Here is a 26,633-nt window from a genome sequence, read left to right as displayed (position 1 = left end):
CACTTTACAACGACATCCATTTTTAGTCCGTCTCGCGTAAAATAGCGCCACACTTTTTGCCGCGACATGGCACCATCTTATTTTACGGAACAAGCAATGAGCAAACCTGGCCGTCTTCGCCCTGTAATTACACTCTTTAGTCCACTAGTATTAAGCTTAATACTGAATGCGGGTGTACAGTTGGAGGCTTATGCGACATCAGAATTATCGAACAAAGCGAGCTCTCATACCACTTCTCAGGCAAACAGCCAGGAGTTACTCAAACTAGCTGCCTACTATTACGACCAGCAATCCGAATTTGAGCCCATTTCGTCTACCTACAATGGAGATAATCGTTACGATGACCGCCTTCCACAAACATTGAATCCAGCGGTTAAAGCCAAACACACCTTTGTTTTGCGACATATCGCAAAACAATTAAGCCAGATCAATTACGGAAGTTTGAGCGCTAATGACAAAGTAACCTACGATTGTCTTAAGCATGAAGTCGAAGGTGCCATCGAGATGGCAAAGTTTGACGACATACTGATGCCTATCAATCAAATGGATAGTATTCCTTTAACACTAGCACAGTTTGCCAGTGGACAAAGTGCGCAGTCACTCAACACCGTAGCCAACTATGAAGCATATTTAAATCGCCTGAAACAACTACCTGCGTGGCTAAAGCAAGCAACGATCAACATGCGTGTTGGTATGCGTCGCGGGATTGTTTTACCAAAAGCGTTGGTGATTTCAACACTTCCACAATACAAGCAACTACTGGCAGACAAAGCCGAAGATCAGGCTTATTACCTACCAATCAAAAATTTCCCAAAAAGCTTCACTGAAAAAGACAAAACACGTCTTAGAGAACAATATCGCAATGCTATCGAACAACTCGCCTTGCCAGCTTTACGCAAGTTTAACGAATTCCTTAACAATGAATACCTGCCTGCCGCCCGCACCAGCACTGGCTGGGGAGCACTGCCAAATGGCGACCAATGGTACAAGGCATGGGTACAAGATCAGACAACCACGCAACTGACGCCAGAGCAAATTCACGCAATTGGCCTTAAAGAAGTCGCCCGCATTCAAAGCGAATATGTCACGCTCGGTCCACGCCTTGGTTATAGTGGCGACGCAAAAGGCTTGCCAGCCTGGATGGAGCAGCAAACACAGTATCGTCCATTTAAAACCGAAAAAGAAGTTCTTGACGCCTACCGCGCAATTGACGCCCAGGTTCGTCAGAAGCTACCGGAATTATTCGGTCGCATTCCCAAGGCTCCCTTAGATATACGCCCTGAGCCCGAAATCAGCCGTGAAACCGCATCAGACCATTATTCAGCGCCAGCCATTGATGGTTCCCGCCCGGGTGTGTTCTGGGCCGTCATTAACAATCCCGCTGATTATGCAACGACTGGTATGAAAACGCTGTTCTTGCATGAGGGACAACCAGGACATCACTTCCATCTGGCGACCTTGCAAGAATTGGACGTGCCAAAATTCCGCAAAGTTGGTGGCAATAACGCCTACACTGAGGGTTGGGCACTCTACGCCGAGACCCTTGGAACAGATATGGGTATTTACCAAAATGACCCAAGCGCCTATTACGGTCATTTGAGTGATGAAATGCTACGCGCAACCCGCCTCGTGGTCGACACTGGCATGCACGCCAAGGGATGGACCCGTGAACAAGGTATTCAGTATTTACAAGAGACACTGGGCTACAGTGAAGCCGTGTCTCGCCAATGCATAGAACGCTACATGGCATGGCCAGGACAGGCACTTGGTTACAAGATCGGTTCGCTGAAGATAATGGAACTACGCCATAAGGCAGAAGCAGCTTTGGGCAACAAATTTGACTTGCGTCATTTCCATGATGCAATTCTTAGTGATGGTACCCTTCCATTATCTTTACTTGAGACTAAAATGTTGAAATGGATTGCCGAACAACAACAATCCACAAAATAAGCTTCTGATTTAATTTATATTGATGCTCGATTGACCTTATAGGTTAAGTCGAGCAAAATGAAACAGTCAGGCTCATTCTTTAAAGTAGATGCATTAAAGCGGACTATTTTTCTTTTTCAGAATGTGCAGTGAGCAACGAAGGGACACATTTTCTTCGAGAGGGGTTCTTAGAAAAAATGCACAGAACCTCAGCGATGCTTAACCCAACTTAGACAGACCTCTGCAATGAACAGATCTAAAGCGCTCAAAAGCATAGTCGAACAGGCAAACCGAGGCGATTTGGTATTTCCGACCAATGTCGCTGCATCGCTCAAAATTCAGCAAGCATTAGATGACCCTGATTGCGCAGTAGACATCGCAACCAAGCTCATTATGAATGAGCCCTTGCTTGCAGCGCGCGTGGTGGCCATTGCCAATTCAGCCGCCTATAACCGGGGTAGCGATGTCACCAATGTCAAAGCTGCCATTAATCGACTTGGCTTTCGGTCTCTCCGCGCGGTTGTAGCTACAGTGATCGTCAGGCAGTTAGCAGGCACGAGTAAAGATCGCAACATCAGAAACATCACCAATAAGTTGTGGGAACATACTGCACAAGTTGCCGCGCTATCGCAAGTCATTGCACGCCGTATTACAAAATTGGACGCAGACACTGCGATGTTTATCGGCATCGTTCATGAAGTAGGAAACTTTTACCTGTTATCACGAGCCGAAGAATTTCCATCGTTGTTAGAGCAAGACTCTTCTTTTGACGAAGATGAACAATTACCTGAATTTTCGGACACTATTATTGACTTAGAATCAACAGAAGCAGTGATCGGACGTGCCGTCATTAAGAATCTGTATGTACCCGTTCCCGTCATTGAGGCCTTGGAAGCAATGTGGTTTGGCTTACGTGCGATGCCCCCAGAAACCTTAGGTGACACGATATTATTAGCAAATGAACTGGCAAGCACACAATCTCCACTGGATTTCAATTCTTATTCTGAATCAGAACGTTTCAGTTCAGAAATTGATTTTGTCGTTGGTGATGGAACGCTGAACAGCATACTTGAAGAATCTGACGAAGAACTTCGCGCACTAACAGCTGCATTGATGAGCTAATGCAGCTAATGCAGCTAATGAGTATGTAGTACTGCTAATTAGCGTAGAAAAGAAAGACCCTATTTTTTCAGGGGCATTCTTCTACTTGCCATAATAGCCAGATATGATAGGTACTGACAGAAATGTCAGATATCAATCATTTCAACGCAACATAGCAACAGAAAGAAAGCTCATGAAAATCATTGCATTTGCAGCATCAAACAGTCGCCAATCTATAAATAAAAAGCTTGTCACGCACGCAGCAGGACTGATCGAAGGCGCCGAAGTTGAAGTTTTGGATCTGAACGACTTTGCTGCCCCGATTTATAGCCAGGATCACGAAGCTGAGCACGGACATCCGCAGCAAGCTAAAAACTTCTTAGAAAAAATCAATGGCGCAGATGCTATCCTGATTTCATTCGCTGAACACAACGGCTCTTACACCGCTGCGTATAAGAGTTTGTTTGACTGGTCTTCACGCATACAACAAAAGGTTTTCAATGAAAAACCAGTGATTGCGCTGTCAACATCGCCTGGTCCTGGCGGTGCAAAATCAGTGTTGCAAGCCGCAACGACTTCTTTACCGTATTTTGGTGCAACGGTAAAAGCTAGCTTATCGATCCCATCTTTCCATAGCAACTTCGATGCAGCTACGGGCGAACTCAGCAATCCTGAATTAAAACAACAATTACAAGCGGCACTGGCGACTTTGAAAGCTTAAGTAAAGAAAGCGCAATTACGCAAAAAAAAAAGCGAACATCGCCAAATTAAAGCGATGTTCGCGATATATCTGATGGAAATGTTCGGTTATTACTAAAACTAAAAACTATCCGCAGGAATTCTTACGCAGCCTTCCATCAGAACCCGTGCACTGCGGCTCATGATCGCTTTTTTCACTACCCATTCACCGTTGAGCTGGGTTGCCTCCGCACCGACACGCAACGTTCCTGAGGGATGGCCAAAACGTACTGCTGTGCGCTCACCACCACCCGCTGCCAGATTGACCAAAGTACCCGGAATCGCCGCTGCGGTACCAATGGCTACCGCTGCCGTACCCATCATGGCATGATGCAATTTACCCATAGACATGGCACGAACCAGTAAATCAACGTCGATTGCAGAAACCGCTTTACCACTTGAAGATACGTAATCCGCAGGAGGCGCTACAAACGCGACTTTTGGTGTGTGCTGACGTTGTGCTGCTTCATCAATATGCTTGATCAAACCCATGCGTACTGCGCCGTGCGCACGGATGGTTTCAAACATGGTCAACGCTTTAGCATCACCATTGATCGCATCCTGCAACTCGGTGCCAGTGTAACCAATCGCTTCTGCGTTGACGAAAATAGTCGGAATACCTGCATTAATCATCGTTGCCTTCAATACCCCAACCCCTGGCACATCTAAGTCATCGACCAGATTTCCGGTCGGGAACATAGAACCACCAGCCCCCTCTTCGTCTGCAGCCGGATCTATAAACTCAAGTTGTACCTCGGCCGCAGGAAAAGTGACACCATCCAGTTCAAAGTCGCCCGTTTCCTGCACTTCGCCATTGGTGACGGGAACATGCGCAATAATTGTTTTTCCTATGTTCGATTGCCAAATCCGTACCACGGCCACGCCATTTTGCGGAATACGATCTGCCTCTACCAAACCAGCACTGATCGCAAAAGAACCAACCGCGGCAGATAAATTGCCGCAGTTACCGCTCCAGTCAACAAATGCTTTATCAATCGCTACCTGACCAAACAAATAATCGACATCGTGATCTGCGCGCGTGCTTTTCGACAAAATCACTGTTTTGCTTGTCGACGAGGTCGCCCCTCCCATGCCATCAATTTGCTTACCATAAGGATCGGGACTACCAATTACCCGCAACAACATCGCATCACGTGCAGAGCCCGGCACCTGCGCTGCAAGCGGTAAATCCTGCAAACGGAAAAATACACCCTTACTAGTACCGCCGCGAATATATGTCGCAGGAATTTTAATTTGAGCTGGATGAGCCATTTTTCATCTTTCGTATTTTAAAACTGAAAACATCGTTCCCGATACCAAATCAAGCAGCCTTGGTTGACTCTAAAAAGTCCTGAGCAAAGCGTTGCAACACGCCGCCTGCTTCGTAAATCGACGCTTCTTCAGCGGTATCTAAACGACAGGTCATTGCTACTTCAACTCGTTCACCATTTTTACGATGGATAACCAAGGTCAGATCTTGACGTGGCTTACGCTCACCAATGACGTCATACGTTTCAGAGCCATCGAGATTTAATGTCAGGCGATTCACACCTGGCTTAAATTCGAGTGGCAATACGCCCATGCCAATCAGATTCGTGCGATGAATACGTTCAAAGCCTTCCGCTGCAATCACTTCCACACCCGCCAGACGCACCCCTTTAGCTGCCCAATCACGTGAAGAACCCTGGCCATAATCAGCGCCAGCGACGATGATTAATGGCTGTTTGCGTTCCATGTAAGTTTCAATCGCTTCCCACATGCGAGTTACCTTACCTTCTGGTTCAATACGCGCCAAAGAGCCTGCTTTGACCTTGCCATCAGCATCGCGCACCATTTCATTCTTCAGCGTAGGATTCGCAAACGTGGCACGTTGCGCGGTCAAATGATCACCGCGGTGGGTTGCGTAAGAATTGAAATCTTCTTCTGGCAAGCCCATTTTCGCCAGATATTCACCTGCAGCACTATCGAGCATAATCGCATTCGATGGTGACAAATGATCGGTCGTGATGTTGTCGCCCAATACCGCCAAAGGACGCATGCCTTTCATGGTACGCTCGCCTGCCAAGGCACCTTCCCAATATGGCGGACGACGAATATAGGTGGTTTGTGGACGCCAGTCATACAGCGGGCTCACGGTATTTGCAGATGCTGCCTGAATCGCAAACATAGGCTCGTACACTTTGCGGAACATTTCTGGCTTAACGCTGGATTTAACGATAGCATCAATTTCTTCATCAGCAGGCCAGATATCTTTGAGACGAATTTCTTTGCCATCAACAACAGCCAACACATCTTTTTCAATATCAAAACGGATCGTACCAGCGATCGCATAGGCAACCACTAAAGGCGGCGACGCCAGGAAAGCTTGTTTTGCGTAAGGATGAATACGACCGTCAAAATTACGGTTACCAGACAAGACTGCCGTTGCGTACAAATCGCGATCGATAATTTCTTGCTGGATCACCGGATCCAAAGCACCCGACATCCCATTGCAAGACGTGCAGGCATAGGCAACAACGCCAAAACCCAGCTTTTCGAGATCAGTCATCAAGCCCGCTTCTTCCAGGTACATCGTGACTGCTTTAGATCCAGGCGCTAAAGAAGACTTGACCCAAGGTTTGCGCGTCAGGCCAAGGCGATTGGCGTTTCTTGCCAACAAAGCCGCGGCGATCACGTTGCGCGGATTGGATGTATTCGTGCAACTGGTAATTGCCGCAATAATCACCGCACCGTCAGGCATTTGGCCTGGTACATTTTCCCATGCGGCCGCAATGCCTTTTGCAGCCAAATCAGCCGTCGCTACACGTGCGTGTGGATTCGATGGGCCTGCCATATTTCTGACGACGGTTGACAGATCAAACGTCAATACGCGTTCGTATTCTACTTTCAACAAAGTATCAGACCACAAGCCAGCTACCTTGGCATAAGTTTCAACCAAAGCCACTTGCTCATCTTCACGACCTGTCAATTTCAGGTAATCAATAGTTTGCTGATCGATGCTGAACATCGCCGCAGTTGCACCATATTCGGGTGCCATGTTGGAGATCGTCGCACGGTCGCCCAAGGTCAATGCAGCTGCGCCAGCACCATAAAATTCAAGGTATGCACCGACCACTTTGGATTTACGCAAGAACTCAGTCATGGCCAACACCACATCAGTCGCGGTAATACCTGGCTGCGGCTTGCCGCTTAATTCAACACCAATGATGTCTGGCAAACGCATCCATGACGCGCGACCAAGCATGACGTTTTCTGCCTCCAGACCGCCGACACCAATCGCAATCACGCCAAGCGCATCCACGTGCGGTGTATGACTATCCGTACCAACTAAGGTGTCCGGAAATGCCACGCCTTGCTGTGAGTGAATCACTGGCGACATGCGTTCCAGATTGATCTGATGCATGATGCCGTTGCCTGGCGGGATCACATCAACGTTTTTAAACGCTTGCTTAGTCCAATTAATGAAGTGAAAGCGATCTTCATTCCGACGATCTTCAATCGCGCGGTTCTTTTCAAACGCATCAGGATCAAAACCGCCACATTCGACGGCCAGTGAATGATCAACAATTAATTGTACTGGCACAACTGGATTAACCTGCGCCGGATCCCCACCCTGATCAGCGATGGCATCGCGCAAACCAGCCAGATCAACCAACGCTGTCTGACCGAGAATATCGTGACAAACAACGCGCGCTGGAAACCATGGGAAATCCAGCTCACGTTTGCGTTCGATCAGTTGCTTTAAAGAGTCAGTCAGGGTCGCGGGATCGCAACGACGTACCAAATTTTCAGCCAAAACGCGGGACGTATATGGCAAGGTATCAAACGCACCTGGCTGAATCGCCTCGACAGCGGCGCGCGCATCGAAATAATCGAGCTTAGTACCAGGTAATGACTTACGGAATTGTGTGTTCATATTGTGCTCGCTCAGAGTAATGAGGCTATGGAAACTATGGGGACGATAGAAACCAATGACACCGCAGAGGCAACCCGTCAATTAGTATCGCCAGGGGCTCTGCGGTTGAGATGAGATATTTTTACTTATTTACGTTCGTTCAACGGTACAAATTTCAAATCTTCAGGACCGACATAATTGGCGCTTGGACGAATGATTTTGTTGTCGATACGTTGCTCGATAATGTGCGCAGCCCAGCCAGAAGTTCGGGCAATCACAAACAACGGCGTAAACATCGCTGTTGGCACGCCCATCATGTGGTAAGAAACGGCAGAGAACCAATCCAGATTCGGGAACATTTTTTTAATGTCCCACATCACTGTTTCCAGGCGCTCAGCGATATCAAACATTTTGGTCGAGCCAGCTTCGACAGACAAGTTGCGCGCTACCTCTTTGATCACTTTATTACGTGGATCAGAGATTGTGTACACAGGGTGACCAAAGCCAATCACCACTTCTTTGTTTTCTACACGTTTTTTGATGTCCGCTTCTGCTTCATCCGGATTGTCGTAACGTTTTTGAATTTCAAATGCCACTTCGTTCGCACCACCGTGTTTAGGACCGCGCAAGGCACCAATTGCACCAGTGATCGCGGAATGCATATCAGAGCCGGTACCAGCAATCACGCGACCAGTGAATGTGGATGCATTGAACTCATGTTCGGCGTACAAAATCAGGGACGTATGCATCGCTTTTTCCCAGGATTTGCTTGGCTTTTTACCGTGTAACAAATGCAGGAAATGACCGCCGATAGAATCATCGTCAGTTTCAGTTTCAATACGTTTGCCGTTATGGCTGAAATGGTACCAGTACAGCAACATAGAACCAAGGGATGCCATCAAACGATCTGCAATATCACGCGCACCAGGCAAGTTATGGTCATCTTTTTCTGGCAAAGTGCAACCCAGAACGGAAACACCAGTACGCATCACATCCATAGGGTGCGAAGACGCTGGCAAAGTTTCCAATGCAGCTTTCAAATTTGCTGGCAAACCGCGCAAGGCTTTTAAAGTTGTTTTGTAAGCTGCCAGTTCAGCTGCATTAGGCAACTTACCGTGCACCAGCAAGTGGGCGATTTCTTCGAATTCGCAAGCGTCCGCCACATCAAGAATATCGTAACCACGATAGTGCAAATCGTTACCAGTTTTACCAACGGTACACAAAGCAGTGTTACCTGCTGTCACGCCGGACAAGGCAACGGATTTTTTTGGTTTAAATGTGCTTGTAGTTTCGGTTGTCATAGCTATCTCCAAATTTTAAATAAACCTCTCAACACAGAGACTCAGAGGCCAAGGATGTATCTTTATTTACGCTCAAAAGAGAAGATGCCAACGCACATCTCTTCAATGAGCATGTTCATCTGAAAAATTACTTCGCTTTTTGCTGCGCAAACAAGGCATCTAATTTTTGTTCGAAATCATGATAGTTAATGCGCTCATACAATTCCATGCGGGTTTGCATCGTATCGACCACATTTTTTTGCGTGCCATCACGGCGAATCGCGGTATAGACGTTTTCTGCTGCCTTGTTCATGGCGCGGAACGCTGAGAGCGGATACAACACCAAACCAACATCAGCAGACTTCAATTCTTCAACGGTATATAAAGGAGTGGAACCAAATTCTGTAATATTAGCCAGAATAGGCACTTTAACGGCGTTCGCGAATTGCTTGTACATATCTAGCTGCGTAATCGCTTCAGGGAAAATCATGTCAGCACCCGCCTCGACACACATTTGCGCGCGTTCAATCGCGGCATCCAGACCTTCGACTGCCAAAGCGTCAGTGCGCGCCATGATCACAAAGTTATCGTCAGTACGTGCATCAACGGCCGCTTTAATACGATCAACCATTTCTTGCTTAGAAACAATTTCTTTGCCCGGGCGATGTCCACAGCGCTTTGCACCGACCTGATCTTCTATGTGCATTGCTGCCGCGCCAAACTTGATCATCGATTTGACGGTACGCGCAACATTAAACGCGGAGGATCCAAAGCCTGTGTCAACATCGACCAACAAAGGTAAATCACACACATCAGTAATACGGCGCACATCAGTCAGCACGTCATCCAGATTAGAGATGCCCAAATCTGGCAACCCCAGCGAACCTGCCGCCACACCGCCGCCAGATAAATAAATCGCTTTAAAACCAGCGCGTTTCGCCAGCAAAGCATGGTTTGCATTAATCGCGCCGACCACTTGTAACGGAGATTCTTCTTGCATCGCCTTGCGGAAGGCAGCACCTGCGGAGTAGTTGCTCATAGTGTGATTATCTTTCAGGTTAATTAGGTTTCGTCCTACCAGTTTCAGAACATTGACCTCAATGAATGAACAGAATTCCGTGCTCTTAATGCAATCTGCGTGCCAAGCACAGCATGCTGCGCCGTAGAATAGGCGTGGGATTATAAAAATCAAGGACTTATATCTAAATTCTCTACGCTACCAGCTGGATAAACTGGATATTTCGTTTCACTTAATGTTTCAGTTAGCGTTTCATATAAATTTCACGAAACATAAAATGCAACATAAAATGAAACATATAATGAAACATATCTGACAACGCCTTTTACGCCGACAAATTTAACATGAAGCATCCCACCAGCCAACGCGATCCCCAAGACAAACCCATCATCTGGACAGTATCGATCTCACGCCTGTTCGATATGTTTCGGGACATCATGGTGGAATACGACGCCAATGCAGACATCGTCCCTTTACACATGGGCTTTGAAGACGCCGTTCAACACATCCGTGAACGCCTGCAAACCGAGCGTTGCGACGTGGTCATTGCAGCGGGTTCAAATGGTGCGTATCTCAAAAACCGGTTACCGGTACCGGTTGTTATTGCAAAAGCCAGTGGTTTTGATGTCATGCAAGGTTTAGCAAGAGCACGCAAAGTGTCAAGCGAGATTGGCATTATCACTTACCAGGAAACCATGCCCGAACTAGCTGATTTCAAAACCACCTTTGGCTTCAATATCGAGCAAAGAACCTATGTCACCGAAGAGGATGCCAGAGCGCAAATCGGTGAACTTAAAGCGAGCGGTATACAAGCTATTGTTGGTGCTGGTTTAATTACCGATCTGGCGGAAGAAGCCGGACTAACGGGTATTTTTATGTATTCCGCCAGCTCAATACGCCAGGCATTCGACGACGCGCTGGAATTGGCGCGACTAACTGCCTTAGAATCTGCCAAAGGTCGCCGCCCATCCACCGATGCGCCGCGCGCCAGACATGGCATCAAAGACTTGCGTGGCGACTCAATGGCGATGCAAGCCACTCGACGCGCAATCGAACTCTATGCCCGTTCAACGAGCACCGTTCTGCTCCAGGGAGAAACCGGCACAGGCAAGGAACTTGCAGCGCAAGCAATTCACAAAGAAAGCCCCCGGACGCGGTTTCCTTTTATCGCCATTAATTGCGGCGCTATCGCTGAAAGTTTGCTGGAATCAGAGTTATTTGGTTATGAAGACGGTGCATTCACCGGTTCACGTCGCGGTGGTCATGCAGGTTTACTAGAGGCAGCACATCGCGGCACCCTATTTTTAGATGAAATCGGCGAAATGCCCATCAATTTGCAAACACGCTTGCTTCGGGTGCTAGAGGAAAGAGAGATCGTCAGAGTTGGGGGGATACGCCCCATTCCCGTTGATGTTCGCGTCATCAGCGCGACCCATTGTGATCTCGAAAGCCGCATTCAAGAAGGTCGCTTCAGAGCTGACCTATTCTACCGTCTGGCGATTTTGCGATTACCGTTGCCCCCACTGCGAGATCGCCATGAAGACATCCTGCCTTTGACGGAATGGTCGCTCAAGCAGGCACTGGCAAATCTGGGAACACGCCCGCATATCAATCTACATGCAGAAATCAACACTTGCAGACCGCTATTGGAACAATATTCATGGCCTGGCAACGTCAGAGAATTACGAAATATGATGGAAAGACTAGCGCTGTTTCTGAGCGCAGAACCTTTGCAGGCACTGACTTTGAACTTTGTCCGAAAAATTTGTCCGGAACTGATTTCATCGAGCTATTCGTCGGTCAACACTGAGAACGAGTTTTCAGTCAAAACACCCTCTTCAGAAGAAAATATTTCTATAGAACAAGTAATGGAACGATTCAATCATAACCGTGAAGCCGCAGCCGCCTATCTCGGAATCAGCCGGACCACCTTATGGCGCAAACTCAAGAAACATTAATTGAAGATTTTTACATGTTGAAATGTCGAAGCTGTGAGGTAGAATGATCTAGATAAAACTTGATAACACTAACAACAATCTATAAAACATCGCAATATATTATGAAAAAATTACTCATTGTTGATGACAGCAAAGTTTCACGTATGGTAATCCGCGCCCATATTAAAGCAGTGCAACCTGATTGGGAAGTTTTTGAAGCCGGTTGCGGAGAGGATGCGATCAAAATGACCCAAGAACAACATCTGGATTTCTGCACGATGGATATCAATATGCCTGGCATACTTGGTACCGATGCAGCAGAACAGATATTGCAACTGCATCCTCATATGCGCATCGCAATTTTTTCCGCCAACGTGCAAGACACAATGCAAACGCGTGCGAATTCCATTGGTTCAATTTTTGTAGCTAAGCCAGTTACGGATAAATCTATTTCTATCGTCGTCAACTACTTTATGAGTTAATAATGGACTCCTTAAGCGAACTTCATCTTGACGCGTTAGCCGAAGTGTTCAACGTGGGCGCAGGAAGAGCAGCGGCCAGTCTCTCGGAAATTGTCGGAGATGAAGTACAACTCTCTGTCCCCTCTGTTGAAATTCGCAAATCGTCCGAAATTAATAAAGAAGTAATTGGCTTAGACACTGATAGGTTTGGTGCCGTACATCAAACCTTTACCGGTGTCTTTGAGGCAGAGGCAATATTACTATTTGCCGAAGACCATGCGCTAGAAATTGTGCGCGACATGATGAATTCACAAATCAGCATAGAAGATCTGGCCGAGTTTGAACAAGAAGCCATGTGTGAATTAGGCAATATCATCCTCAATGCATGCCTTTCAGCCATGGCAGATATGCTAAGCATACCGATGGATTGTTCTTTACCTGATTATTCTGTCTCGACAATTGACGAGATCGTTCAGCGTATTAACGCTGGAGAGGATGATGCTTACTTATTGCTGCTGCATATCGATCTCGTGATCGAAAAACGCCGCTCCAAGGGGCATTTGATTTTTGTTTTAGGCTCTACATCCTTAGCAAAACTAGTAGTAGAAATAGAGCGTTTTTTAGGAGCTATTTAATGTCCGATTTGCTCTCAAATTCATCAACGGACATCAAAGAGATATTCGACTCAATCAATCTAGGGCTAATTGTTGTTAATAGACAACAAACCATTACTCTCTGGAATGGCTGGGTTGAAAAGCACAGTGGAGTCCCCTCGATAAACGCCTTAGGTAAAGATATTTCTATGGCTTTTTCTGAGCCACCAAGTTCAGCATTAATTTCTGCTATTTCCAATGCAATTAATTATGGTTTACCAGTTGTATTATCGAATGCACTACATCGCTCTCCCTTGGCGTTATATGAGCGCAATTTCGAACAACGTGATAAACGCATACAGCAATCTATTTCGCTCACTCCTATCAATATCGGCGGGGAACGGCACTGTCTTATTCAGGTCGCAGATTCGTCAACTTCGATAAAACGCGAAAAAATTCTACGAACTCACTCTGAATTACTTAAAAAAGAAGCCACTACCGACGGACTAACTGGCATCTACAATCGTCGTTTTTTTGACGAACATTATAAGATGGCGCTCGCCCAAGCTGTACGACAAAGCAGTCCGCTATCAATATTCATGGTCGACATTGATTTTTTCAAACAGTTCAACGATTACTACGGACATATTGCAGGTGACAAAGCCTTAATAGCGGTTGCAACAGCTTTAAAAAAACAGCTACAGCGTGTAAGCGATGTGGTTGCACGCTTCGGAGGTGAGGAATTTGTATTAATGCTGCCAAATATGCAGCAAGAATCTGCAGCGCAATTTGCAGAGAAGTTAAGACTAGCGATATGGGATCTACATATTCTTCACGAAGAATCTGACATTGATCAGCAAGTGACTGTCAGTATCGGTTACAGCACTTTTTCTGGCACCGATACTTGCGACCCACATGCCCTTTTAGACACTGCCGATAATGCTTTATACAACGCTAAACGTAGTGGCAGAAACAGATCCGTTTTCTTGAGCTACCAGCCTTTAGAAGAACAAAAAGCAACCATTCCTTAGTCACAACCGCTTTCTCATTCAATTCAACGCAATCAATCCGAGCAATTTGACCATCGGTATTCATGCTCGTCAATTTCGAGATAAACTCTCTATTTTAATCTCAACTCGGGACACACCATGCCAAACGCCACTATGCCGCGTCGACGTTTTCATTCTCTTATTTCTGTTGCATTGCTTAGTTGCGGGCTCATTTGCAACCTCAGCATGGCACAGCAAGTGCTGCGCGTTTCTGCGATTCCTGACGAAGCGCCTACAGAATTACAAAGAAAATTTAAGCCCTTGGGCGCTTATCTGGAGAAAAAATTAGGCGTCAAAGTCGAATTTATCCCAGTAACCGACTATGCTGCTTCAGTTGAAGGCCTGATCAATCACAAGTTAGATATGGTCTGGTTTGGCGGCTTTACCTTTGTTCAGGCCAACGTACGTAGCAGAGGTCAGATCGTTCCCCTGGTGCAGCGAGAAGAAGATGAGAAGTTTCAATCTGTCTTTATTACCACTAAAGGCGATATTAACAAGCTAGAGGATCTGAAAGGTAAAACATTCAGCTTTGGCTCTGAATCTTCCACATCAGGACATTTAATGCCTCGCTCGTATTTGTTGGCGGCCAAAATTAATCCCGACACTGATTTAAAACGCATTGCATTTTCTGGCGCACATGACGCCACGGTTGCAGCAGTCGCCGGCGGCAAGGTAGATGCGGGCGCATTGAATATCTCCGTCTGGGAAAAACTCATCGCACAAAACAAAGTCGATACCAAGCAAGTACACGTGTTTTACACCACCCCTGGTTACTTTGATTACAACTGGTCGGTACGTGCAGACATGCCATCTGAAATGCAAAAGAAAATTACGGAAGCATTTTTAACACTGAACCCGGCTTCGCCACAAGATAAAGAAATTCTGGAACTACAGCGTACCAAACGATTCATTCCAACGAAGGCAGAGAACTACAAAGCGATCGAGGCTGCCGCCCATAATGCCGGACTGCTAAAGTAATGACAGCGCCACAACTGCGTTTGCAAAACCTGTTTGTTCAGCATCCAGATGCGGTTACCGGAGTTTTTGAAGGTAAGCAACCAGCGTTAAAAAATAATGGCAAGTTTGCGCTTCATGATATCAATTTAACGATAGCACGCGGTGAGCAAATTGCCATTATAGGGCCGTCTGGCGCAGGCAAAACCACCCTACTGCACACACTAGCCTTTGCACATCAGGCAAGCTCCGGGGTGATTATTTTTAACGAAAAATCACCCTGGGAGCTGTCAAGCAGCGAGCGCCACGATTTGCGGCGACAATTATTTTTAGCGCCGCAAACACCACCACTGCCAGCGCGCCAACGCGTCGTCACTGCGATACTGGCCGGCAAACTTCCGCAGTGGTCATTTGCAACAGCACTCAGAAACCTCATCAAACCCGTGGCGCCGCTTGAGGCCTATCAGGTGTTATCACGCTTTAACCTGCAAGATAAGCTATATGCACGGGTCGACAAACTATCCGGCGGAGAACGTCAACGTTGTGGACTTGCACGCTTGCTGTTGTCCACCGCTCAGCTTCTATTAGTCGACGAACCGCTATCCGCGCTTGACCCACAACTCGCCGCACAAACGCTTGAGACACTGCAACAGGAAGCCAGCACACGAAATGCAAGCCTCATTTGCAGCTTGCACCAGGTTGACCACGCCCGCAGCAAATTCACCCGCATTATTGGTTTGCGTGAAGGAAAAATTCAATTCGACAGTCATCAGGTTACCGACCAAATGATTGCTGACTTGTATCAGAACACGCTGCCGGAAATGAAGACGGATGCATATCCCTTAGTCAGTCACATAGACAAGCCAGTGTGCTACTGAAGCTAAAACTCATGCAAAATAACCAGCTAAAGCGGCAAACCACCCTTTTAAATGATCCTGCGTGGCGTTCTCGCGTGATGACTGGATTGGTTTTTACCATACTACTGTGGCCAGCATTGGTATTGACTGAATTTAAACCTTGGTTACTACTTGATGCACAAAGTATTTATGCGACGAGTCGATTTTTAGGGGATTTTTTCCCGCCCGCCCATGATCCTGAATTTTTAGATGTGGTCATCAGTGCCACCTGGCAAACCATCGCGATGGCCACTACTGGTAGTGTGTTGGCGATGTTGGCAGCAATTCCGATGACTTTCATCGTCAATGAGCAATTGTCAATTTCGAGTCTGGGAAGACATCAGATGCACTGGCTTGCTCGTTTAATCAGGCAAATTGTGCGCTGGATATTGGTGTTATTGCGCAGCGTGCCCGAACTGGTTTGGGCACTACTGCTCGTCCGCATTGTTGGCCTCGGCCCTACCGCCGGTGTGCTGGCCATCGCGCTGACTTATAGCGGCATGCTGGGAAAAGTATATGCAGAAATTATCGAAGCTAGCGAACCTCGAGCAACTAAAGTTTTACTTGAAAATGGTTGCTCGCGTATGCAGGCTTTTTTCTATGGCACCTTACCGAATGCTGCGCCTGAGCTAATCTCGTACACGATTTATCGATGGGAATGTGCCATCAGAGGCTCGGTTGTGATGGGATTTGTCGGCGCTGGAGGGCTAGGACAACGCATGGACGAATCGATGAAAATGTTGGCAGGTGGTGAAGTATCAACCATACTCATCGTATTTGTGTTGCTAGTTGGGGTTGCCGATATCATCAGCTACTTATTTCGCAGAGGCTTGGAATGAAGCATACTAACTCCAACTTCAACGAGTACGCAGATATGCCTCAGCCTCCAGCAATGATTGAGCTAAAAACTGCGCTAGCGCTACTTGCACTGATTGTTTTAACAGTCGCCAGCTTTCTAAGTGTAAATATTGACTGGAACAACTTATTCAGTAACGAAGCAATGCGGAGCAGCAAAGAATTCTTGCTTGGGTTCGCGCCGCCAGATCTTAGCTCAAACCTGTTGAACAAGGTATTGATAGCCACCTTAGAAACACTGGCGATGTCAGCCTTAGGAACAGCGATTGCTGCAGCGTTTGGACTGGCTCTGGCAGTTCCCGCTAGCGGTCGCTTTGGAATTATCGCAAAACATGGTACTCGTTTATTTTTGAATTTCTTTAGAGCGGTACCGGAATTGGTGTGGGCATCGGTCATGCTTATCGCAGCAGGCCTAGGTCCGTTTGCCGGAACGATTGCACTGGCAGCACATACATCAGGAGTACTAGGTCGCTTATTTGCCGAAACCCTGGAAAACCTACCAAAAGAATGTGAAAGCACGCTGCGCATCAATGGTAGCAGCGCTACCATTGCTTTCTTGTACGCGAGCTTATTTCAGGCCCTTCCACAACTTCTATCTTACACGCTATACCGATGGGAAAATAATATCCGTGCTGCAGCCATTTTAGGTGTCGTAGGTGCCGGTGGTCTGGGGCAAATGCTTAAATATCATCTATCACTTTTTCAAATGCCAACCGCCGCCACCGTCATTATCGCTATGCTGATTCTGGTGGCGATGGTCGACGCTCTAAGCTTATGGATGCGTCGACATTTGACAGACTAAATATCGCCTCATCCCAAAAAACAAAGATTAATCTTCAAGCAAACTTCTCAACATCCAAGCGGTTTTTTCATGTACCTGTAAACGTTGGGTCAACAAGTCTGCCGTTGGTTGATCATTGACCTCTGACACAAACCCAAAAAGGTTTCGCGCTGTTTTTGCCGTCGCTTCCTGAGCTTTCACCAGATAGCGCACCATATCCATGGCTTTTGGTGTGCCCTCCACTTCTGCAATGGATGACAAGCGAACGAATTCTTTGTACGTTCCTGGCGCATGATGACCTAATGAACGGATGCGCTCAGCGATCAAATCCAGCGCATTCCACTGCTCAGTATATTGCGCCATGAACATGGTGTGCAGCGTATTAAAGTGCGGCCCAGTGACATTCCAATGAAAATTATGCGTCATCAGATACAAGGTGTAGCTGTCAGCCAGTAAAACTGACAACCCTTGGGCAATTTGCATACGGTTTGCATCATTGATGCCAATGTCAATACTGTTCTGGCGAGGTAAATTATTCATCGTTTCCATGTTGAACTCCTTTGTAATCTGTCCAGTGTAACTCTCTGGAATGAGACAAGTTTGCACCTATTACCCAGGGTTTTCCAATGGTATTTAGCTATCAAATCAATAGCTGAAAAATATTGAAATAAAAAAATCAATATATTTTAAGAATAATATTGTGCACTCACCCACAAAATATACACATAGTCATATCCACTCAGGTAGTGCAAATTAATACTGTTTTTATCAATGCTTTACATATTTTACATTGACAATAAATTCACAAAAACCGATATTAATATATCTCTCAGATCCATTTTTTAAAAGGACAACCATGCCAAACATCGAAGTCGAACAACTTGTAAATATGTATCTCATTCCGTTTGGAATAAAAATCCTGTCAGCAATCGCGATCTGGATCATCGGTGGCATCGTCATCGGCATGCTGACCAATTTATTACGCCGGGCAATGACACTGCGTAAAGTTGATCCAACATTAATTAGCTACAGCGAATCATCATTACGTGTCGCTTTGCGCATTGCTTTGGTCATGGCTATTCTGGATGTATGCGGAATTCAAACAACATCTTTTGCGGCCTTGATCGCTGCTGGTGGCGTGGCGATTGGCGTCGCGTGGTCTGGCTTGCTGTCGAACTTCGCTGCGGGTATTTTTCTTGTCATTTTGCGCCCGTTCAAAGTCGGCGATGCAATTAGTGCAGGCGGCCAGACTGGCGAAGTCACAGAAATTGGCTTGTTTTCTACCACCATGACAACCGGTGACAACTTGCGTGTCTACGTCGGCAACAGCAAAATTTTCTCCGACAACCTGGTGAATTATTCTTCCAATCCACATCGCCGCGTCGATCTGAAATGTCAGATTGCCAATGGCGTCAATCCGTTAGAGGCAATTGAGGTTTTAAAACGTCACGTTGCGAAAGTAGCCAACATCACCGGCACACCAGAACCGACGATAGAAATTCTGGAATTCAATGCAGCTGGCAGCCTGATTACCGTACGTCCGTACTGCAACAACAAAGATTACTGGCAAGTCTACTTTGATACAAACAAAGCCATTGCAGCAGCCTGCGCTGAGGCTGGCTGGCCTGTTCCGGCCGTACATCAGGTGGCTATTCACCAAAGTCACGTTTAATCGTGTAGTCATTGAGGCTATGTCAAACTAGACAGCAATAACAAAGTGAACCTCGGCAAATCCACGTTCACTTTGTTTATCAGCCTTCAGGCTCAACAGTAAGTAATTTTTTCTATCTTTACTGCAACAATGTTAAGAATAAGAATTTCTGTAAAACAAGTTAGATAATTGCATGTATTTAACCAAAATTTAATTGCACTTCATACCAATTTGTCGTCACACTGATCTTATTTGATAAGCATTCACATCAAATGCTTACCAAGCTTATCTTTGTTTGACTCCATTAGGACCAGCACCGTGAAAACAAATCTTCCAGCTTTTATTATCGCGACCCTGTTAAGTGCAATAAGTTGTGTTTCCCTTGCCGCGCAACCAAACTATCAAAAAGCGAAGCTACAGCAAATTTTGCAATCAGGCGAACTCAAAGTGTGCATTTGGCCTGACTATTACGGTATTACCTTCAAGAATCCTAAAACCAAAACCTTGACTGGTATCGACATCGATATCTCCATCGAGCTTGAAAAAGATCTCGGTGTAAAAATCAGGTACATAGACAGTTCATTTCCGGAGCTGATCGACAATCTGTTAAAAAACAAATGTGATATCGCCATGCACGCAGTGGGCATTACACCAGCGAGACTTGCACAGCTTGAATTCTCGCAACCCTATTTGCGTAGCGACATATATGCGATCAAATCAAAAGCCAACGACACGATCCAATCCTGGGATGACATTGATAAGCCAGGGCGCATCGTTGCCGCTCAGGATGGCACCTTGATGGTATCCATCATGCAAAAAACGCTGAAGCAAGCAAAGTTACTAGTCGTGGCACCGCCGCTCACGCGCGAGCAGGAAGTCGAATCAGGACGTGCGGACGTCTTTATGACGGACTTCCCTTATAGCCGCCGGATGTTGGAAACCACCGACTGGGCAAGAATGATTTCTCCAATTAAGCCATTTCACATGACGGATTATGCCTACGCTATAGCCCCTGGTGATCCAGCCTTCTTAGCCCGCATCAATTCTTTTATTGATAAAATTAAAAGAGATGGTAGATTACACTCCATAGCGAGCAAGCATAAATTGGATCCCATCGTCGTGACCAACTAAGTACGGGGCACGCAAAACTGGCATTCGCAACCTTGTGGCTCTGAGTTTTCAACATGGTACATGCTTACTATGTTCATCAGCACTCTTGGTCGGGGCAATTTGCGCAAGTTCTATCTACGAAACGAATAACCAAAAATGCAAGCCAACACACAGATACTGCGCATCTTACGCAAATTTCCTTTATGGATGATTTCCGGTGTGATTTTCAGTGTCGGCATTTTATTTGCAACGATCTATTTACTAAATCACGACAAAGCACTCGCAATCCAGGAAACCAATGTTCGCGGTGAATTATTGGCGAAGATGCTGGAAAGTCATCTCACCAGAACTTTATCGTCGATTGATAATTCCTTAAACGTCATTGCTGGCATATTCAAAAATAGTGGGCAAGCTTCCAGTGCTAGTGTTAGTGTTAATGACATGGAAGTACGAAAAATTATTGACGCAACGGTCAACAACTCCACGCATCTGCGATCGATATCCATTTTAAGTAAAGACGGAACAGTTTTAGCCAGCTCTAACCGTGCTGAATTGGGCAAACATATTGACCTTCAATGGATGGGTTTTAAAGATACCCCTGGCACTGCGCTGGAAGCAGGACGACCGGTCTTCATCCGTGACATTCATGAGCTAGACGCCAATGGCGTCGCCAAAGAAGAAAACCTGAACGGCACGCATTGCGTTCCTTTTGCCAAGCAAGTCACGGTCAAAGGACAGGATTACATCATGCTCACCATGGTGAACCCACAATATTTATTGACTGATTTCAATAGCATGCTGGGCGCAAAAATCAATTTTGTGACGATATTCGATTACAGCGGCAAAGTACTCAACACAACACCAAATGAACATTTTTCTCTCGGCAAATCTTACCCCGACTTACCGATATTCAAGCTTTTGCAAAGCGAAACGGAATACGGGCAAATCCATTTAACAATTTCAGATAGCTTTTCGTCGCAAAACACCTATATCATCAATTTCCGCTCGCCCCACAGCTACCCCATCGTCGCCATTAGCGCCATATCAGAAACTTATGCCATCGCCAAATGGTACGAAAGCTCACGCAACTTAAAATGGACCGGTATTGCACTCGCGTGTTTCGTTCTGGTCTGTGCAGCTTTGCTCACTTGGCTGATGCGTATTCGTGATCATTATGAATCCGCATTAGAAATTGCTAAAATTCGTGCTGAACAAGCCAATCATGCGAAGAGCGCATTTTTATCCACCATGAGCCATGAAATTCGCACGCCAATGAACGGCGTCATCGGCATGACCAATTTATTGCTAGACAGCGCACTCGATCCCAAGCAAAGAGAATTTACTAAAGTTATTGATGAATCTGCCAACTCGCTGATGGCGATCATTAATGACATTTTAGATTTCTCAAAAATTGAAGCTGGAAAAATGCAAATCGAGCAAACCGAATGTGACTTGCTCAATGTCGTTGAAGCCAGCGTTGAAGTTTTGTTAGAAAGAGCCAAAAGAAAACATCTTCGCATCATTAATTTTATCGAACCCACGCTACCTGAAATCGTCAGCACCGACCCAGGTCGACTACGCCAGATCTTGTTAAATTTAATCGGAAATGCGATCAAATTTACAGAAAATGGTGACATCACTGTCAAAGTCACTTCTCAAGGAAAAACGCTCAACACCCATTTGATTCGCTTCGAAGTTATCGACTCGGGTATTGGCATAGCACCAGAAATACTCCCCACCCTGTTTACTCCATTTACGCAAGCAGACAACTCAATCACACGACGTTTTGGTGGTACAGGTTTAGGCCTATCTATTTGCAAGCGTCTCGTCGAATTAATGGATGGTGAAATTGGTGTTGAAAGCCAGCCAGGCTCAGGCTCCCGGTTCTGGTTTGACATTCCGTTAGTGAGTGTTAATAGCAAAACTATCTCGCAACGCCATCGTCAGCAAAAAGAAATCAATGTCCTTGCGTTTTGTCGTGGCGATGGTTTGTCCCAAGGAGTCAAAGCATATCTCATGTCTTATGGCATATCGGCAGCAATAGCCGAGCATCCAGAGGAATTTTCTCAGCACATACAGGAGTTTTCGGAGATTCATGTCTGTCTGTTTGACTCTCAACTGATCGAAACCAACAAAAATCTCCTTGAACAACTCAAACAAAAACATCCAGACACCTACATCATTCTGCTAGATAGTGAAGGCATTCAAGATCTTCATAGTAAAGAACCGGAATATGCGACGTCACTTCCGGTACCTATAAAATACAGCAGCCTCTTTGCTGCTATTCAGCAGGGACAAGACCGCAGGCAACGTGCAATACCAGGAACGCCTTTACGAAGAAATGAAGACCAAATTTTTACCAACAAAATCATCGAAAATTACAGTGAAAAAATTCTGATCGTCGAAGACAATCTAATCAATCAAAAAGTGGCCGTCAGTATCCTGGAGCAATTAGGTTACCGGTCTGATATTGCTAACAATGGTGAAGAAGGCGTGACAATGTCGCGCACAGGAAAATATGCGTTGATACTCATGGATTGCCACATGCCAATCATGGATGGCTTTGAAGCCACACGACGCATCCGCAAAATTGAAAGTAATAGCGGGAAACACATTCCTATCGTTGCACTAACGGCAAATGCAATGCGCGAAGAAAAGCCGCAATGTATAGAAGCTGGAATGGATGATTACTTATCAAAACCAGTCAATAAATCTGAATTAAAAGCTGTGTTAACAAGATATTTGAGGACAACAAATATCATATCTGATATAGATTCCACCGAAAATTCAGGGATAGGTAATACGGCTGAAGCCGCCCCCATGATTGATCAAAGCAGATTAGTCGATATGTTGGGCGACGATAAAGGTATGCACATTGAAATTTTAAATCTTTTTCTAGAAACAACGCGACCACTGATAAGCCATTTACAAGTGGCAATTAATCAAAAAAATTTCGCTGAAGTGAAGGCACTTGGACATCAGATCAAAGGCGCAAGCGCTAATTTAGGTATATCAGTCATTGCGATGATCGGTGAGAACATGGAAATAGCAGGAAAGGAATCCAATTTAAATAAAGCGATTGAACTCCATGCTACATTAATCGAAGGCTTAGAAAAATTTGAACAAAATCTGCAAGCCATGCAGGCGTCGACCGCGTAACTGCTTATCTACGGCATATTAGCTCTAAGTCAGATCTGCGATCTAATCTAACTAAGCTTAAGTACGTTTAGCTTTAAAAAACTCGTCAAGGCTAAATTTACCTGGACCAAATGCCACTAAAACCAGCAAAGAAATTCCCCAATAAAAGTGATCGTTGATAGCAGCGGGACATTCGAACTGAAATAACTGCGGGTAAGAAATCACCGCCATCACGTTAACTGCCAACAAACCCAAGGCAGCTGGACGTGAGAAAAGTCCTAATGCTAGCAATACCGGAAAAAACAGCTCACCACCCGCCCCCATCACCGCAGCAACCTCCGGTGGCAAAACTGGCACTGTGTATTCATCATTAAATAAGGAAAGCGTGACAGTCCAATCCGATACTTTTATCAAACCAGCTTTAAAGAATTGCCAGCCAATAAAAAGTCGCAAACCTAAGCTGACCAGACTTCCGCCCCAGCGCTGTATTTGCTCATCAAATAGCTGGCTAAGTGTATGTAAGCGTAAAAAATAGTGCATCAGATTCTCCAAGTTGATTGATATTATTGAGTCGGCTTCGTCACTAAATTCTTACATTCAATTCATAGACCTCATAAAAAATTAATTTGTGTAAAACTACCGTCCGAAAACCAGCGCTGCAAAGCTGCACCAATATCAAATTGAGCATCCTCACTCAGCGCCAGCTCCAAAGCATCCCCAACGCTTGTTTTTTGAAATAAGGATTGCAGGACAAGATAATCAGCCTTGCTTAAAGGTGACACCAACGCTTGCCATTGCGGGCGCGATATCAAAGCGAAATTTTCTTTTTGCATGACAGCTGGGAATTCCATCGATTCGCCTTCCTGATGCGCAAGCCATATCTCCACGGCACTCATGGGCGACAGGAATAGACCAACCGCCGGATGCGGCATTAAAATCGCAGACGCAAGATCCTGCCCCGATTGTTCAGCAGCAATGACCGCATCGCGCAGACTAAGCACCTGCGCATCCGCCGCATAATATGCGCAATGTAATTGCCATTCAAGCCGGGCGATATCTTCAAAATACGGATAATCAGAAATAAAATCGCTATCACGCAGAAAATCAGATAACTGTGCGCCAAATTGATTTAAATCGCCCGACTGCGAAGGATAAGCGCGCCCATAGGCTTTCGCCATTTCCTCGAAAAAATCGATACCGACGAGCTGCAACAAAACCGGGTAAGCATTTTTTAATGCAGAAGTCCAGATGCCAGCGATATTTCCGCGGTAATAAGCGAAACGTTCATTCTGACGTGCTGATACCTGAAGTTGCGGCACCAGACTCACCATAAAGTCGGGATCCATCAATGCTTGTGCAAAATCGGCTTGTATCTGTTCTAGCTTCATCATTTTATGCCGTCGCCGTCAACGGCTGCTGCGCGTTCAATTGAAATTGACGTGCTTTTTCCGCTTCTGCCAACAACACCGATAAAGCGGGAATATCTGTATCCCATTCAATCAGCACTGGAATATCATTTCCTAGCAAGGCACACGCTTCAGAAAACAAAAACCAGACAGGTGCACTGACGTCACTACCATGGTTATCCACCAGACAGTCGTCCGTTTCCAAAAAACCTGCAAGGTGAATTTCACCCACTGTTCCGGCAGGTAGTGACGCCATACATTGCAAGGCTGCACGCGCATCCTCACCGTGATTGACTTCATTCACATATAAATTATTGATGTCGAGCAGAACGCCGCAACCAGTACGTTTAACCAGTTGCCGCAAAAATTCTGCCTCTGACATTTCATCTTGTGCAAACCGCACATAAGTTGAGACATTTTCGATCAAGACTTGTCTTTGCAATTGATGTTGCAGATCGTCGATCCGTTCGCAAACCAGATCCAAGGCAGAGCGCATCAATGGCAACGGGAGCAAATCATTCAAGCTACGACCTGCAATCGCTCCCCAGCATAAGTGCTCAGACACCAAACCGGGCTCGATACGTTCAATAAGACGTTTTAACTTTGTAATATGTTGTTGGCGGTAGCCTTGCGCCGACCCCAACCCGAGACCAACCCCATGTAGGCTTACCGGATATTGTTGGCGCAACGTTTGAAGTACAAATAAATCGTAGCCGCCTTCACCGAAATAGTTTTCGGAATGGACTTCGATCCAATCCACGGCGACAGGCGACTGAAGAAAATCGCGATAATGCGGGGTTCGCAGCCCCACCCCGGTTCCCGAAAGAACCTGGTGGGGGCGACAGCGATTAGTAGTCAGAGAAGGCATTCACCAAAAATGATATCAACTAAACAAAGCTAAAAATTAAGAAGCTTTTGCTGTATCAGTTTTGCCACCAGCTTTTTCGCAAGTGCCGGCAGGTACTTTTTTCCAGTCCGCTGGATCATTGTCTTTCTTGCCTTGACCTGCACAAGAATGGGAGCCAGTTTTCGTTGCACAATCATTTTGCCCTGCTTTAGCGATGCCGTAGCATTTTTCTGTTTTTGGTGCATCTGCTGCCATTGCCATAGAAGATCCAACCAAGCCTGCCAGTGCGACTGCGATCATTGCTTTGTTATTCATTTGATTCTCCGTAAATTGAGTAGATGAGATAGATTAAATAGATTTGATAGATAACATATTAAAAAACACGCCAACTACACTCTATAGTCGAAGCAAAACGAATAAACTTACACGCATCGCTAAAAAAATACGTTTTGCCCAACAATGATATATACGCAAAAACTTTTAGCTTAGATTCATTTTTGCAGATACTGCATCTGCATCGTACTAGGATTGGGTAAATTTTCAAGCGCTATGTTAGGTTTTACCTATGATGATCACACATATCTGAGTTTTGATGCACTGAGTGTGTGCAGTGCCTTCAGCTAAAACACGCGTGCAGTGAACATACCTGGAGACTGAGATTCATCCCCGTTGACCGAAAGATGCCAAAAGATAGCGACTAAGCGATATGTTTTGGTGTATTCTTCGCCCTTTTTTAATATTCTGTCGGAGCGACCATGCAAAAATTAGACTTCAGCCTGGAAGGTGAATTTGTTGAATTAAACCAACTTTTAAAGCTGGTTGGACTCTGCGAAAGTGGTGGCGCTGGCAAGCAAATCGTTGCCAGCGGCGACGTTAGCGTTGACGGTCAACAAGAATTACGCAAAACTGCAAAAATTCGTGCCGGACAAGTCGTACAGCTAGGCGATATAGAAATCACCGTCACCGCCGCATAATTCGTATCACACGATCCTGT

At 45.8% G+C, this 26,633-nt stretch carries 24 protein-coding genes; 15 read left to right on the top strand and 9 right to left on the bottom strand.

Annotation, left to right across the window (positions count from 1 at the left end; genetic code table 11):
• Positions 1–96 precede the first annotated feature (96 nt).
• The 3 genes from ACO0KY_RS05875 to ACO0KY_RS05865 all read left to right on the top strand — a co-directional run bounded on the left by ACO0KY_RS05875 (position 97) and on the right by ACO0KY_RS05865 (position 3,751).
• Positions 97–1,950, top strand: a complete 1,854-nt coding sequence (locus tag ACO0KY_RS05875) for a DUF885 domain-containing protein (protein ID WP_423044823.1) — start codon at positions 97–99, stop codon at positions 1,948–1,950.
• Between the two features lie 225 nt (positions 1,951–2,175).
• A complete protein-coding gene (locus ACO0KY_RS05870) occupies positions 2,176–3,051 on the top strand; it encodes an HDOD domain-containing protein (protein WP_186910527.1) in 876 nt (291 codons plus the stop codon).
• A gap of 172 nt (positions 3,052–3,223) precedes the next feature.
• Positions 3,224–3,751, top strand: coding sequence for an NADPH-dependent FMN reductase (locus ACO0KY_RS05865; RefSeq protein ID WP_423044822.1), 528 nt, complete (start codon positions 3,224–3,226; stop codon positions 3,749–3,751).
• Positions 3,752–3,849: 98 nt separating this feature from the next.
• Here the strand turns inward: ACO0KY_RS05865 and prpF are convergent, their stop codons facing one another.
• The 4 genes from prpF to prpB form a co-directional block, all read right to left on the bottom strand.
• Positions 3,850–5,040, bottom strand: a complete 1,191-nt coding sequence (prpF, locus tag ACO0KY_RS05860) for a 2-methylaconitate cis-trans isomerase PrpF (RefSeq protein WP_423044821.1) — start codon at positions 5,038–5,040, stop codon at positions 3,850–3,852.
• A 49-nt stretch (positions 5,041–5,089) separates the two neighbouring features.
• Positions 5,090–7,684: a Fe/S-dependent 2-methylisocitrate dehydratase AcnD gene (gene acnD / locus ACO0KY_RS05855; RefSeq protein WP_186910524.1), complete on the bottom strand. Its 2,595-nt coding sequence runs from the start codon at positions 7,682–7,684 to the stop codon at positions 5,090–5,092.
• 125 nt (positions 7,685–7,809) lie between these two features.
• On the bottom strand, positions 7,810–8,964 hold the full coding sequence (gene prpC, locus ACO0KY_RS05850) for a bifunctional 2-methylcitrate synthase/citrate synthase (protein WP_422999047.1): 1,155 nt from the start codon (positions 8,962–8,964) through the stop codon (positions 7,810–7,812).
• 127 nt (positions 8,965–9,091) lie between these two features.
• A complete protein-coding gene (prpB, locus tag ACO0KY_RS05845; RefSeq protein WP_423044820.1) occupies positions 9,092–9,982 on the bottom strand; it encodes a methylisocitrate lyase in 891 nt (296 codons plus the stop codon).
• 323 nt (positions 9,983–10,305) lie between these two features.
• On the opposite strand from prpB, the gene prpR reads away from it, so the two are divergent.
• The 8 genes from prpR (at position 10,306) to phnE (ending at position 17,508) form a co-directional block, all read left to right on the top strand.
• Positions 10,306–11,919: a propionate catabolism operon regulatory protein PrpR gene (gene prpR / locus ACO0KY_RS05840; RefSeq protein WP_423044819.1), complete on the top strand. Its 1,614-nt coding sequence runs from the start codon at positions 10,306–10,308 to the stop codon at positions 11,917–11,919.
• Between the two features lie 101 nt (positions 11,920–12,020).
• Complete coding sequence (locus ACO0KY_RS05835; RefSeq protein ID WP_186910520.1) at positions 12,021–12,380, top strand: response regulator transcription factor; 360 nt, start codon at positions 12,021–12,023, stop codon at positions 12,378–12,380.
• A gap of 2 nt (positions 12,381–12,382) precedes the next feature.
• Entirely contained in the window at positions 12,383–12,994 is a 612-nt protein-coding gene (locus ACO0KY_RS05830) for a chemotaxis protein CheC (RefSeq protein WP_186910519.1), read from the top strand.
• On the top strand, positions 12,994–13,983 hold the full coding sequence (locus tag ACO0KY_RS05825) for a diguanylate cyclase (protein ID WP_423044818.1): 990 nt from the start codon (positions 12,994–12,996) through the stop codon (positions 13,981–13,983). The genes ACO0KY_RS05830 and ACO0KY_RS05825 overlap by 1 nt, the downstream gene beginning before the upstream one ends.
• Before the next feature lie 117 nt (positions 13,984–14,100).
• Positions 14,101–14,979: a putative selenate ABC transporter substrate-binding protein gene (locus ACO0KY_RS05820; protein ID WP_423044817.1), complete on the top strand. Its 879-nt coding sequence runs from the start codon at positions 14,101–14,103 to the stop codon at positions 14,977–14,979.
• Complete coding sequence (locus ACO0KY_RS05815) at positions 14,979–15,833, top strand: phosphonate ABC transporter ATP-binding protein (RefSeq protein ID WP_423044816.1); 855 nt, start codon at positions 14,979–14,981, stop codon at positions 15,831–15,833. Before ACO0KY_RS05820 ends, ACO0KY_RS05815 begins: the two co-directional genes overlap by 1 nt.
• A gap of 11 nt (positions 15,834–15,844) precedes the next feature.
• Positions 15,845–16,690, top strand: a complete 846-nt coding sequence (locus tag ACO0KY_RS05810) for a PhnE/PtxC family ABC transporter permease (protein WP_423044815.1) — start codon at positions 15,845–15,847, stop codon at positions 16,688–16,690.
• Complete coding sequence (gene phnE / locus ACO0KY_RS05805) at positions 16,687–17,508, top strand: phosphonate ABC transporter, permease protein PhnE (RefSeq protein WP_423044814.1); 822 nt, start codon at positions 16,687–16,689, stop codon at positions 17,506–17,508. Before ACO0KY_RS05810 ends, phnE begins: the two co-directional genes overlap by 4 nt.
• A 27-nt stretch (positions 17,509–17,535) precedes the next feature.
• Here the strand turns inward: phnE and ACO0KY_RS05800 are convergent, their stop codons facing one another.
• Positions 17,536–18,036 carry a Dps family protein gene (locus ACO0KY_RS05800; RefSeq protein ID WP_281388275.1) on the bottom strand — a complete coding sequence of 167 codons (501 nt, stop codon included), beginning with the start codon at positions 18,034–18,036 and terminating at the stop codon, positions 17,536–17,538.
• Between the two features lie 307 nt (positions 18,037–18,343).
• On the opposite strand from ACO0KY_RS05800, the gene ACO0KY_RS05795 reads away from it, so the two are divergent.
• From ACO0KY_RS05795 to ACO0KY_RS05785, 3 genes are all read left to right on the top strand, one after another.
• Complete coding sequence (locus ACO0KY_RS05795) at positions 18,344–19,159, top strand: mechanosensitive ion channel family protein (protein WP_423044813.1); 816 nt, start codon at positions 18,344–18,346, stop codon at positions 19,157–19,159.
• A gap of 297 nt (positions 19,160–19,456) precedes the next feature.
• Positions 19,457–20,269 (top strand): substrate-binding periplasmic protein, encoded by an 813-nt coding sequence (locus tag ACO0KY_RS05790; protein ID WP_423044812.1) that lies wholly within the window; start codon positions 19,457–19,459, stop codon positions 20,267–20,269.
• Positions 20,270–20,404: 135 nt separating this feature from the next.
• Complete coding sequence (locus tag ACO0KY_RS05785; RefSeq protein ID WP_423044811.1) at positions 20,405–23,407, top strand: ATP-binding protein; 3,003 nt, start codon at positions 20,405–20,407, stop codon at positions 23,405–23,407.
• 57 nt (positions 23,408–23,464) lie between these two features.
• Here the strand turns inward: ACO0KY_RS05785 and ACO0KY_RS05780 are convergent, their stop codons facing one another.
• From ACO0KY_RS05780 to ACO0KY_RS05765, 4 genes are all read right to left on the bottom strand, one after another.
• Positions 23,465–23,926 (bottom strand): DoxX family protein, encoded by a 462-nt coding sequence (locus ACO0KY_RS05780; protein ID WP_423044810.1) that lies wholly within the window; start codon positions 23,924–23,926, stop codon positions 23,465–23,467.
• Positions 23,927–23,997: 71 nt separating this feature from the next.
• Positions 23,998–24,777 (bottom strand): putative DNA-binding domain-containing protein, encoded by a 780-nt coding sequence (locus ACO0KY_RS05775; RefSeq protein WP_423044809.1) that lies wholly within the window; start codon positions 24,775–24,777, stop codon positions 23,998–24,000.
• A gap of 1 nt (position 24,778) precedes the next feature.
• A complete protein-coding gene (locus tag ACO0KY_RS05770) occupies positions 24,779–25,660 on the bottom strand; it encodes a DUF692 domain-containing protein (protein ID WP_423044808.1) in 882 nt (293 codons plus the stop codon).
• A 36-nt stretch (positions 25,661–25,696) separates the two neighbouring features.
• Positions 25,697–25,954, bottom strand: a complete 258-nt coding sequence (locus tag ACO0KY_RS05765; protein WP_186910509.1) for a DUF2282 domain-containing protein — start codon at positions 25,952–25,954, stop codon at positions 25,697–25,699.
• Positions 25,955–26,394: 440 nt separating this feature from the next.
• On the opposite strand from ACO0KY_RS05765, the gene ACO0KY_RS05760 reads away from it, so the two are divergent.
• Positions 26,395–26,613, top strand: coding sequence for an RNA-binding S4 domain-containing protein (locus ACO0KY_RS05760; protein WP_186910508.1), 219 nt, complete (start codon positions 26,395–26,397; stop codon positions 26,611–26,613).
• Positions 26,614–26,633 lie beyond the last annotated feature (20 nt).

Origin of the sequence: Undibacterium sp. Dicai25W (assembly GCF_049340505.1) — a bacterium.
Taxonomy (GTDB): Bacteria; Pseudomonadota; Gammaproteobacteria; order Burkholderiales; family Burkholderiaceae_D; genus Undibacterium; species Undibacterium jejuense.
The sequence above is the reverse complement of the archived record's forward strand: the minus strand, read 5'-3'. Positions and strand labels throughout refer to the sequence as shown.